Consider the following 11,053-nt stretch of genomic DNA (forward strand, 5'->3'; position numbering starts at 1 on the left):
GCAGAGTTGCCTCGACGCCCGTGCTGGTTTCCGGGAACGGCACCTCGGCCGCCCCGTGCCCGCTTAAGGGCGATTATTTTTTGTCTTTAACTTCTTCGAACTCAGCGTCAACCACGTCGTCGTCTTTCTGCGCCGCGTTGTCCGCGCCGGCGTCAGCACCCTGCTGAGCCTGCTGCGCCTGAGCCATTTCCAGCAGTTTGCCGGAAACCTGCACCAGAGCCTGAGTCTTCGCTTCGATCTCGGCTTTGTCTTCGCCTTTCACCGCCGCTTCCAGATCTTTCAGCGCCGCTTCGATCGCCGTTTTGTCTTCCGCCGGCAGTTTGTCGCCCGCTTCTTCCAGCTGCTTGCGCGTGCCGTGGATCAGGTGATCCGCCTGGTTACGCGTCTGCACCAGCTCTTCGAACTTGCGGTCAGCTTCAGCGTTCAGCTCGGCGTCGCGCACCATTTTCTGGATTTCGTCTTCGTTCAGGCCAGAAGATGCCTTGATGGTGATCTTCTGCTCACGGCCGGTGTTCTTGTCTTTGGCAGACACGTGCAGGATGCCGTCGGCATCGATATCGAAGGTCACTTCGATCTGCGCCATGCCGCGCGGTGCCGCCTGGATGCCGTCCAGGTTGAACTGGCCCAGAGATTTGTTATCGCTGGCGCGCTTACGCTCACCCTGCAGCACGTGGATGGTTACCGCAGACTGGTTGTCTTCAGCGGTAGAGAACACCTGGCTGTGCTTGGTCGGGATCGTGGTGTTTTTGGTGATCAGCGGCGTCATCACGCTGCCCATGGTTTCGATACCCAGCGACAGCGGGGTCACGTCCAGCAGCAGAACGTCCTTCACATCACCGGCCAACACGCCGCCCTGTACCGCCGCGCCCACGGCAACCGCTTCGTCCGGGTTCACGTCTTTACGCGGTTCTTTGCCGAAGAAGTCTGCGACTTTCTTCTGCACCATTGGCATACGGGTCTGGCCGCCCACCAGGATCACGTCCTGAATGTCGGAAACCGACAGGCCTGCGTCTTTCAGCGCCACTTTCAGCGGCTCGATAGAGCGCGCAACCAGATCTTCAACCAGCGACTCGAGTTTGGCGCGAGTCACTTTGATGTTCATGTGTTTTGGACCGGTCGCGTCTGCAGTGATGTACGGCAGGTTAACGTCGGTCTGCTGAGCGGAAGACAGTTCGATCTTCGCTTTCTCAGCGGCTTCTTTCAGGCGCTGCATCGCCAGCGGATCGTTGCGCAGATCGATACCCTGATCTTTCTTGAACTCTTCCACCAGGTAGTTGATCAGACGGCTGTCGAAGTCTTCGCCACCCAGGTGGGTGTCACCGTTGGTCGCCAGCACTTCGAAGGTTTTTTCGCCGTCAACGTCGTCGATTTCGATGATGGAGATATCGAAAGTACCGCCGCCCAGGTCATAAACCGCGATGGTGCGGTTGCCGACTTCTTTGTCCAGGCCGTAGGCCAGGGCCGCAGCGGTCGGTTCGTTGATGATGCGTTTTACTTCCAGACCCGCGATGCGGCCGGCGTCTTTGGTCGCCTGACGCTGGGCGTCGTTGAAGTAAGCCGGTACGGTGATAACCGCTTCAGTTACCGGTTCGCCCAGGTAATCTTCCGCCGTTTTCTTCATTTTTTTCAGCACTTCCGCAGAGATCTGCGGCGGAGCCATTTTCTGGCCTTTCACTTCCAGCCAGGCGTCGCCGTTGTCGGCTTCGACGATTTTGTACGGCATGATCGCTTTGTCGCGCTGCGCTTCTTCATCCTGGAAGCGGCGACCGATCAGGCGCTTGATGGCGAACAGGGTGTTTTCAGGGTTGGTCACTGCCTGACGCTTAGCCGGCTGGCCAACCAGAGTTTCACCGTCCTGGGTATATGCGATAATAGAAGGAGTGGTGCGGTCGCCCTCGGCGTTTTCCAGCACGCGTGCCTTGGCACCATCCATAATTGCTACGCAAGAGTTGGTAGTACCCAGGTCGATACCAATAATTTTGCCCATCTAAACGTCTCCACTAAAAAATTCATAATCAGTCAGGTTGCTAACCTATATGCGGGCGATTTTTTGCTTTTCAACTGCCCGATATCTCAGTGCGACCCGCGGTTAGCAGCTGCGGTTGCAAATAAGATGGGGCCATCCAATCCGGCATCAAGGGGCAAGGCGAAAAAAATTTCTTTTTTTTATCGTCATTCAGATCATTGTTTCCGGCTGCGGGGATCATTATGATGCGCGCGCTCTGGTGGAAAACTTCGATTTTTTGGCCATTCAGACCATTTATTATTTTACTTCGCTGTTTCCGTTAATTTTCTGTTATCGCAGAGGACTTATGCACACCAACAAGTTGGCGAATCCCGGCCCTCTCGGCCTGATGGGCTTCGGGATGACCACCGTCTTGCTGAACCTGCACAACGCGGGCTTTTTCCCACTGAACTCCGCCATCATCAGCATGGGGATTTTCTTCGGTGGCCTGGCCCAGATCCTGGCCGGTCTGCTGGAATACAAGAAGGGCAACACCTTCGGCATGACCGCTTTCACCGCCTACGGCAGCTTCTGGCTGAGCCTGGTCGGCCTGCTGCTGCTGCCGCGTCTGGGCCTGGCTGAGGCCACCGAGGCGCACGTGCTGGGCATCTACCTGGCGCTGTGGGGCATCTTCACCCTGTTCATGTTCTTCGGCACCCTGGGCGCCAACCGCGTACTGCAGTTCGTGTTCGCCAGCCTCACGCTGCTGTTCGCCCTGCTGGCCGTCGGCAACATCACCGGCAACCACGCGCTGCTGACCTTCGCCGGTTATGAAGGCATCATCTGCGGCGCCAGCGCCATTTACCTGGCGATGGCCGAAGTGCTCAACGAGCAATACGGCCGCACCGTGCTGCCGATTGGCGAACCGGCCCCGGCCCGCGTCGCGACCTCACCGGTCACCGCATAATCGCCCTTCCCTGACGAAAAAGCCCTGCATTGCAGGGCTTTTTTTTAGCTGTAGGAATCGGCTTGCCGCTCCCCGGCTTCGCTGTTCAGGTCGCGATGCAGGTAGACACCGAGCAACAGCCCGATGAGCGACAGCGCCAACACGTAGTAAGCGGGTGCTAACGGGGTTAATTTCATGATCAGCGTCACAAAAATAGGGGTTAGACCGCCAAAAATAGCGTACGAGACGTTATATGAGAACGAGATACCGGTAAACCGCACTTCCGCCGGGAAAGCTCGCACCATCACGTACGGCACGGCCCCCACCACGCCTACGCTGAACCCCACCAAGGCATAGCAGGCGAACAGCATTTCCGGGCGCACACCCACCGTTTGATAGAACAGCCAACTGCAGCCGGCCAGCAGCACGCTGCCGACCACCAGCGTTTTGCTGGCGCCGAAGCGATCGGCCGACAAACCGGCGACGATGCAGCCGGCGATCAGCATGATGGTGGCGATGCTGTTGGCCTGCAGCGTCAAGGCCGGCGCGATGCCGAACTGCTTTTGCAGATAGGTCGGGGTCATCAGGATCACCACCACGATGCCGGCGGAGAGCAGCCAGGTCAGCAGCATCGATACCGCCACCTCCCGTTTGTGGTTGAGCACCACCGACTTCAGCGGCAGCTCTTCGGCCAGCGCTTTACGCGCCTGCATCTCGATGAAGATCGGCGTTTCCTGCAGCCAGCGGCGCAGGTACATCGCCACCAGGCCGAACATGCCGCCCAACAGGAAAGGAATGCGCCAGCCGCCGCCGGCAATGCTCTGCGGGCTGAGCGTGGTGTTGATCACCGTCGCCACCACCGAGCCCAGCAGGATGCCCACCGTCAGCCCGGCGGTCAGCGTGCCGCAGGCGAAGCCGATGCGCCGGCGCGGCACGTGTTCGGCGACGAAGACCCAGGCGCCCGGCACCTCACCGCCGATCGCCGCCCCCTGCAGCACGCGCATCAACAGCAGCAGCAGCGGCGCAGCGATGCCGATGCTGGCGTAGGTCGGCAGCAGGCCCATCGCCAGCGTCGGCAACGCCATCAGCAGAATGCTCAGGGTAAACATCTTTTTGCGGCCGACCAGATCGCCAAAGTGCGCCATCACGATGCCGCCCAGCGGACGGGCCAGATAGCCGGCGGCGAAGATGCCGAAGGTTTGCACCAGCCGCAGCCATTCCGGCATGTCCGCCGGGAAGAACAGATCGCCGACCACGGCGGCGAAGAACACGAAGATGATGAAGTCGTAAAACTCCAGCGCGCCGCCCAACGCGGCCAACGTCAGCGTTTTGTAGTCTTGCCGGTTCAGCCGGCGATTATTGTCGTGAGGCATAGGGCACCGTCGGTAAAGGCTGTAAAAATAAAAGCCGCAGGCTTTCTGTAAAAGAATCCTTACTATAGCGGCAAATTATTTTCACACCAGACGGGCTGAAGCCGATCTCGCAGAACGCTGAAATTTAGAGGTTTATCTCGCGACGCGCGCTCTTTGGCCGAAATGCTGCTACCACCGCGGCGTGCGTTTCGACGTAAGGCCCGTCGAGCAGTTGAATGCAATAAGGCACGCTGGCGAAGATGCCGTGCACCACCGCATTGCCCTGCTCATCTTTTACCCCTTCCAGCGTTTCCTTGATCGACTTCGGCTGGCCGGGCAGGTTGATGATCAGCGCCTGCTTGCGGATCGCCCCCACCTGGCGAGAAAGAATTGCCGTTGGCACATAGTGTAGGCTGATCTGACGCATTTGCTCGCCGAAGCCGGGCATCACGCGATCGGCGATCGCCAGCGTGGCGTCGGGGGTGACGTCGCGTCGCGCCGGCCCGGTGCCGCCGGTGGTCAGCACCAGATGGCAACCCATTTCATCCACCAGCTCGCACAGCGTCTGCTCAATTTGCGTCTGCTCATCGGGGATCAGCCGGGTTTCCAGCTTGAACGGCGTCGCCAGCGCGCCGCTCAGCCATTCCTCCAGCGCCGGAATGCCTTTATCCTGGTAAACGCCGCCGGAAGCGCGGTCGGAAACGGAAACCAAACCAATACGTAAAATATCCATGCGTAACCTCTACAGCCTGATGGGGTTCGAACGGGTTCGTCCCCGTTCTGTTGTCATTGCCGAGAGTATAAGGGCTTCCCCCGCCGGCGGGAGCGTCGGGCATAAAAAAAGGTGGCCTGAGCCACCTTTTTACTGCGCGATCTGCCGGAATTACAGCAGGTCGGCGATCATTTTTTCCAGTTTGCCCTGGTCTACGGCGAACTTGCGGATGCCGTCGGTCAGTTTCTCAACCGCCATCGGATCCTGGTTGTGCTGCCAGTAGAACTCAGGTTCGGTCAGTGCGGCAGGACGCGCCTTCACTTCACCGGTGTAAGACAGTTTGCGCTCCAGCGCGCCTTCGCTCTCCGCCAGCTCTTTCAGCAGCGCAGGGGCGATGGTCAGACGGTCGCAGCCGGCCAGTTCGATGATTTCGCCGACGTTACGGAAGCTGGCGCCCATCACCACGGTGTTGTAACCGTGCTGTTTGTAGTACTGGTAAATCTCGGTCACGGAGATCACGCCCGGATCTTCATGCGGGGCGAACTCTTTCTTGTCGCCGTTGGCTTTGTACCAGTCGAGGATACGGCCGACGAACGGCGAGATCAGGTAAACGCCGGCTTCGGCACAGGCGCGAGCCTGAGCGAAGGAGAACAGCAGCGTCAGGTTACAGTTGATGCCTTCTTTCTCCAGCTGCTCCGCCGCGCGGATGCCCTGCCAGGTCGAGGCCAGTTTGATCAGAATGCGATCGTTGCTGATGCCGGCTTCGTTGTACAGCTTGATCAGGCGCTTGGCCTTGGCCACGCTGGCATCGGTGTCGTAAGACAGACGTGCATCCACTTCGGTGGAGATGCGGCCCGGAACCAGTTTGAGGATTTCCAGACCGATGTTGACCGCCAGCTTGTCGGCGGCGTCGGCGATTTGCTGCTCGCGATCGCTGCTCTGGCCGCGCGCCCAGGCGATGGCTTCGTCAATCAGTTTACGGTATTCAGGAATTTGGGCTGCATTGAGGATCAGCGAAGGGTTGGTTGTGGCGTCCTGCGGTTGATACAGCTTCATTGCCGCGATATCACCCGTATCTGCAACCACCGTGGTCAGCTGGCGCAGGGAAGTTAATTTGTCGGTCATGTTGGCATTATCTCATCGTTTGTGCATGAACTTTTGGCATTGTTCAACCATGCCCTGCCCTGATAATAACATGCGCCAAGCCCGGTGCAAGGCTGGAAAACCGCGGCGCGCAGGCATCTGTTTTATCCTTGGGCGAGCAACCGTTTACGCCGATATCTTTCGCCATTACCGAGCGGATGGAAAGGCAATAACGTGCTATTGTCCGAATAAATTATGTTAAATTCGAAAAAATTGATGCAATTCGTCCGCTAATCTGCGAAAAATCTTAATCGACTGACGCCGGACAGATTCCAGCTAAGCTCTTGTAAAAAATAGGCCAATGTTTTTCACCTGCGGTGGATGCTGCAAGGTGCGCATTAAATTTCGATAAAAGGAGGGATCCCTTGACGGACCTGATGAATTTTATAAACAACATTTTGTGGGGGTCGGTGCTGATTTATCTGCTGCTCGGCACCGGCATCTACTTCACGTTGCGCACCCGCTTTATCCAGCTCCGCCACTTCAGCCACATGTTCTCGGTGTTGAAAAACAGCAATAAAAGCGACAGCGCCGGCATCTCCTCTTTCCAGGCGCTGTGTACCACGCTGGCGGCGCGCGTCGGCACCGGCAACCTGACCGGCGTCGCCATCGCCCTGACCGCCGGCGGCCCCGGCGCCATCTTCTGGATGTGGGTGGTGGCGTTTATCGGCATGGCCACCTCCTTTGTGGAAAGCTCGCTGGCGCAGCTCTACAAAACCAAAGACGATAACGGCAACTACCGCGGCGGCCCGGCCTACTACATGGAAAAGGGTCTCGGCATGCGCTGGATGGGCGTGCTGTTCTCGATCTTCCTGATCATCGCTTTCGGCCTGGTGTTCAACGCCGTGCAAGCCAACTCCATCGCGCAGGCCTCCGCCGTCGCCTTCCATTTGCAGCCGCTGCACGTCGGCATCGGCCTGGTGCTGCTGAGCGGCGTGGTGATCTTCGGCGGCATCCGCTCCATCGCCAAAGTGGCCGAGCTGGTGGTGCCGCTGATGGCCGGCGCCTACCTGTTACTGGCCCTCTGGGTGATTGGCCATAACATCGAACACATGCCGGCGATCCTGACGCTGATCTTCAAAAGCGCCTTCGGCCTGCAGGAAGCCGCGGCCGGCGCCGTCGGTTACGGCATCTCCCAGGCGATGACCCAGGGCGTGCAGCGCGGCCTGTTCTCCAACGAAGCCGGCATGGGCTCGGCGCCCAACGCGGCGGCGTCCGCTTCGCCTTATCCGCCGCATCCGGCCTCACAGGGCTATGTGCAAATGCTCGGGGTGTTTATCGATACCATCGTCATCTGCAGCGCCACCGCGGCGATCATCCTCTCCTCCGGCATTCTCGATCAGCCGACCGACAGCATCAGCGGCATCGATCTGACCCAGCGCGCGCTGTCGACCGCCGTCGGCAGCTGGGGGGCGCCGTTCGTCGCCATCGCCATTTTCTTCTTCGCCTTCACCTCGATCATCGCCAACTACGCCTATGCCGAGAGCAACCTGGTGTTCCTCGAGCACAACCATCCGGGCGGCCTGCTGATTTTCCGCTGCGTGGCGTTGGGCATGGTGATGTTCGGCGCGCTGGCGGAGCTGCCGCTGGTGTGGAAAATGGCGGATACCTCCATGGCGCTGATGGCCATCACCAACCTGACGGCCATCCTGTTGCTGTCGCGGGTGGCGCTTAAGCTGGCCGACGACTACCATCGCCAACGCCGTCTGGGCAAGCTGCCGACCTTCGACGCCAACCGTTATCCGGAGCTGAAGTCGCAGCTGGAGCCGGGCGTGTGGGACGACCAAAAGCCGCCGCGCTGAGTTTTCCGGGGCGCGTGCGGTGCGCGCCCCTGCCTATTGGACCGATTGCCCCTTTTTCCCGCGCTTTTTGCTACAGTATCCGCACTTGGATAAACAGGATCTGGCCATGCTCGTTATTATTTCCCCTGCAAAAACTCTCGATTACGACAGCCCGCTGGCGACAGAACGCTTCACGCAGCCCGAAATGCTGGACAAGTCGAAACAGCTGATCAAAATTTGCCGCGAGCTGACACCGGCGCAAATCGCCAGCCTGATGAGCATCAGCGACAAGCTGGCCGGGCTGAACGCCGCGCGCTTTAGCGAGTGGCAGCCGAAATTTACCCCAGACAATGCCCGTCAGGCGCTGCTGGCGTTCAAGGGCGACGTTTACACCGGCCTGCAGGCGCAGGATTTCAGCGAAGCCGATTTCGACTTCGCCCAGCAGCATCTGCGCATGCTGTCCGGCCTGTATGGCGTGCTGCGCCCGCTCGATCTGATGATGCCGTACCGGCTGGAGATGGGCATCAGGCTTGAAAACCCGAAAGGCAAAGACCTGTACAGCTTCTGGGGCGATAAAATCACCCAAAAACTCAACGAAGCGCTGGAGCAGCAGGGCGACGACGTGGTGGTCAACCTGGCGTCCGACGAGTATTTCAAGGCGGTGAAGCCGGCCAAACTGCACGGCGCGCTGATCAAACCGGTGTTCCTCGACGAGAAGAACGGCAAGTACAAGGTCATCAGCTTCTACGCCAAGAAAGCGCGCGGGTTGATGAGCCGCTTTATCATCAAAAATCGCCTGACGCGCAGCGAGCAGTTGGTGGACTTCAACCTGGAAGGCTACGCCTTCGACGAAGCCGCCTCGCAGGGCAATGAACTGGTGTTCAAACGCCCGGAGCAGGCATAAAAAAAGCCGTCGCAAGACGGCTTTTCGCATTCTAGCCTGCCGAACCTCAGGCCGGCAGCGCCATCAGGAACTTGCGCAGCTCGGCAAAGCCGGCCGGCAGCGTGTGCGACAGCAGCGGCAGATCGGCCCGCAGCGCCAGCGCTTTCGGCAACGGCAGCTCTTGGCCGAGGATCGCTTCCACGCTCTCTTTAAACTTGGCCGGATGCGCGGTGCCGAGGAACAGACCGAACTCCCCTTCCTGCAGCCGATCGCGCAGCGCGCGATAGGCAATGGCCGCGTGCGGTTCGGAGATATAACCCAGCTCGGCCAGTTCACGCATCGTTTCCTTGGTGGTCTCATCACTGACCGCCGCGTGGCCCAGCTCTTTCAGCTGCCAGACCTTACGACGGAACAGCTCTTCCACGCGCGGCCAGTTGTTCGGCTGGCTGACGTCCATGGCGTTGGACAGCGTCGCGACCGTGGCGTGCGGCTGCCACTGGCCGCTGGTCAGGAAGCGCGGCACGGTGTCGTTGGCGTTGGTGGCGGCAATAAAGCGCTTCACCGGCAGGCCCAGCGACTTGGCCAGCAGCCCGGCGGTCAGATCGCCGAAGTTGCCGCTCGGCACCGAAATCACCAGCTGATTGCGCGCTTCCTGCGGCAGCTGCGCCACCGCTTCGAAGTAGTAGCAGATCTGCGCCAGCAAGCGGCTGATGTTGATCGAGTTGGCCGAGTTCAGGTGCAGCGCGTCCTTCAATTCCCGATCGTCGAACGCCTGCTTCACCAGCGCCTGGCAAGCATCGAAGTCGCCGTCGATCGCTACGGTGTGAATGTTGCCGCCCAGAGTACAGAACAGCTTCTCCTGCAGCGGACTGATTTTGCCCTGCGGATAGAGGATCACCACCCGGACGTTTTTCAGGCCGTAGAAGGCGTGCGCCACGGCGGCGCCGGTGTCGCCGGAGGTGGCGGTCAAAATGGTCACCGGCTGATCGCCGGCCACTTCCGCCAGCATCTGCGCCATAAAGCGGCCGCCGAAGTCTTTGAACGCCAGCGTCGGGCCGTGGAACAGCTCCAGGCAGGAGACGTCTTCGGTCACTTTCGCCACCGGCGCCGGGAACTCAAAAGCGGCCTGCACGCGTTTCTTCAGCGCCGCTTCCGGTACCTCCTCGCCGATAAAGGCCGACAGAATACGGCTGCTGCGGGTGACAAAGTCCTGCTCCAGCAGCTGGTCGATCTCGGTCAGTTCGAACTCCGGCAGCTCCAGCGGGAAGAACAGCCCCTGCTGCTTGCCCAGGCCTTGTTTGATCGCCTGCGCGAAGCTGACCTGCTCGTTGTGATCCTTAAGGTTGTACAGTTTCATGCGTTATCCCAGTAGTCGAGCGCCTGCGGTATCCAGACGGCAAATATGAACAAAACCTTCGTCGTTTTGCAGATAGTGTTGTTGCAGCCAGGCGGCCATGCGCTGCGCGGTGGCGCCGTCGTTGCAGACGGCGAACAGCGTCGGGCCGGAGCCGGAGATGCCGCAGGCCAGCGCGCCGATCTCCTGCGCCGCCTTGCGCGCTTCGGCGAAGCCCGGCAGCAGCCGGGTGCGGTACGGTTCGGCGATCACGTCCTGCATCAATTTGGCGGCCAGCTGCGGCTGACGGGTGTGGCAGGCATGGATAAAGCCGGCCAGATAGCGACCGTGGCTGATGCAATCCTGGCGACGGTATTGCGCGGGTAAAATGGCGCGCGCTTCGGCGGTGGAGACCTTGATGCCCGGATAGGCCATGACCCACAGCCAATCGTCGAAGCACGGCACCTCCTGGCTGATGATGCCTTCTTCTTCCAGCATCAGCTGCAGGCCGCCCAGGTAGCATGGCGCCACGTTATCGTAATGCACGCTGCCGGAAATGCGGCCTTCCAGCTCGCCCATCAGGCCGAGCAGCGTCGTCTCATCCAGCGGCCGATCGCAGAATTCGTTCATCGCCATCAGCCCGGCCACCACCGAACAGGCGCTGGAGCCCAGCCCCGATCCAATTGGCATGTTCTTTTCCAACCGCATCGCCACCGGCACTTCGCGGCCGATCTCCTGGCAGAAGCGCTCCCAGCATTGATAAACGATGTTCTCTTTCGGCTCGGCCGGCAGCTTGCTGACGAAGCGCCCGGCATTCTGCAAACTGAACGTCTCGGCGGCTTCTACGCTGACGCAGTCGCCCAGCAGAGTGCCGTCGATCGGCGAAACCGCCGCGCCCAGCACATCGAAACCGACGCTGACGTTACCGATCGAGGCCGGTGCATACACCTTAACCATA

At 59.9% G+C, this 11,053-nt stretch carries 9 protein-coding genes; 3 read left to right on the top strand and 6 right to left on the bottom strand.

Annotated features, from left to right (window positions below; all coding sequences use genetic code 11):
• Nucleotides 1-73: 73 nt before the first annotated feature.
• On the bottom strand, nt 74-1,987 hold the full coding sequence (gene dnaK, locus REA38_RS24315; protein WP_004932972.1) for a molecular chaperone DnaK: 1,914 nt from the start codon (nt 1,985-1,987) through the stop codon (nt 74-76).
• A 325-nt stretch (nt 1,988-2,312) separates the two neighbouring features.
• Between dnaK and satP the strand changes: the two genes are divergently transcribed.
• A complete protein-coding gene (gene satP / locus REA38_RS24320; RefSeq protein ID WP_033638663.1) occupies nt 2,313-2,912 on the top strand; it encodes an acetate uptake transporter in 600 nt (199 codons plus the stop codon).
• A 44-nt stretch (nt 2,913-2,956) separates the two neighbouring features.
• On the opposite strand, the gene REA38_RS24325 is transcribed toward satP, so the two are convergent.
• The 3 genes from REA38_RS24325 to tal form a co-directional block, all read right to left on the bottom strand.
• The gene (locus REA38_RS24325; RefSeq protein WP_033637050.1) at nt 2,957-4,264 is read right to left on the bottom strand and encodes an MFS transporter; all 1,308 of its coding nucleotides are present in this window, start codon (nt 4,262-4,264) and stop codon (nt 2,957-2,959) included.
• Between the two features lie 124 nt (nt 4,265-4,388).
• A complete protein-coding gene (gene mog / locus REA38_RS24330; protein WP_004932980.1) occupies nt 4,389-4,976 on the bottom strand; it encodes a molybdopterin adenylyltransferase in 588 nt (195 codons plus the stop codon).
• A 150-nt stretch (nt 4,977-5,126) separates the two neighbouring features.
• Entirely contained in the window at nt 5,127-6,080 is a 954-nt protein-coding gene (tal, locus tag REA38_RS24335) for a transaldolase (RefSeq protein ID WP_033637049.1), read from the bottom strand.
• A 383-nt stretch (nt 6,081-6,463) separates the two neighbouring features.
• Between tal and REA38_RS24340 the strand changes: the two genes are divergently transcribed.
• Both REA38_RS24340 and yaaA read left to right on the top strand, forming a co-directional pair.
• Nucleotides 6,464-7,900, top strand: coding sequence for a sodium:alanine symporter family protein (locus tag REA38_RS24340; protein ID WP_033637048.1), 1,437 nt, complete (start codon nt 6,464-6,466; stop codon nt 7,898-7,900).
• A gap of 106 nt (nt 7,901-8,006) precedes the next feature.
• Nucleotides 8,007-8,783, top strand: coding sequence for a peroxide stress protein YaaA (gene yaaA / locus REA38_RS24345; protein WP_033638662.1), 777 nt, complete (start codon nt 8,007-8,009; stop codon nt 8,781-8,783).
• Between the two features lie 46 nt (nt 8,784-8,829).
• Here the strand turns inward: yaaA and thrC are convergent, their stop codons facing one another.
• Nucleotides 8,830-10,119, bottom strand: a complete 1,290-nt coding sequence (gene thrC, locus REA38_RS24350; protein WP_033649143.1) for a threonine synthase — start codon at nt 10,117-10,119, stop codon at nt 8,830-8,832.
• Between the two features lie 3 nt (nt 10,120-10,122).
• The gene (thrB, locus tag REA38_RS24355; RefSeq protein WP_049213070.1) at nt 10,123-11,052 is read right to left on the bottom strand and encodes a homoserine kinase; all 930 of its coding nucleotides are present in this window, start codon (nt 11,050-11,052) and stop codon (nt 10,123-10,125) included.
• Nucleotide 11,053 lies beyond the last annotated feature (1 nt).

It is taken from the genome of Serratia sp. MF1(2023) (assembly GCF_030954545.1).
GTDB classification, from domain to species: domain Bacteria; phylum Pseudomonadota; class Gammaproteobacteria; order Enterobacterales; family Enterobacteriaceae; genus Serratia; species Serratia sarumanii.

Excerpts from the sequence above, each read along its gene's own strand:
- tal (WP_033637049.1), bottom strand. The coding sequence starts at position 6,080 with ATGACCGACAAATTAACTTCCCTGCGCCAGCTGACCACGGTGGTTGCA.
- mog (WP_004932980.1), bottom strand. The coding sequence starts at position 4,976 with ATGGATATTTTACGTATTGGTTTGGTTTCCGTTTCCGACCGCGCTTCC.
- thrC (WP_033649143.1), bottom strand. The coding sequence starts at position 10,119 with ATGAAACTGTACAACCTTAAGGATCACAACGAGCAGGTCAGCTTCGCG.
- yaaA (WP_033638662.1), top strand. The coding sequence starts at position 8,007 with ATGCTCGTTATTATTTCCCCTGCAAAAACTCTCGATTACGACAGCCCG.
- thrB (WP_049213070.1), bottom strand. The coding sequence starts at position 11,052 with ATGGTTAAGGTGTATGCACCGGCCTCGATCGGTAACGTCAGCGTCGGT.
- satP (WP_033638663.1), top strand. The coding sequence starts at position 2,313 with ATGCACACCAACAAGTTGGCGAATCCCGGCCCTCTCGGCCTGATGGGC.
- REA38_RS24325 (WP_033637050.1), bottom strand. The coding sequence starts at position 4,264 with ATGCCTCACGACAATAATCGCCGGCTGAACCGGCAAGACTACAAAACG.
- dnaK (WP_004932972.1), bottom strand. The coding sequence starts at position 1,987 with ATGGGCAAAATTATTGGTATCGACCTGGGTACTACCAACTCTTGCGTA.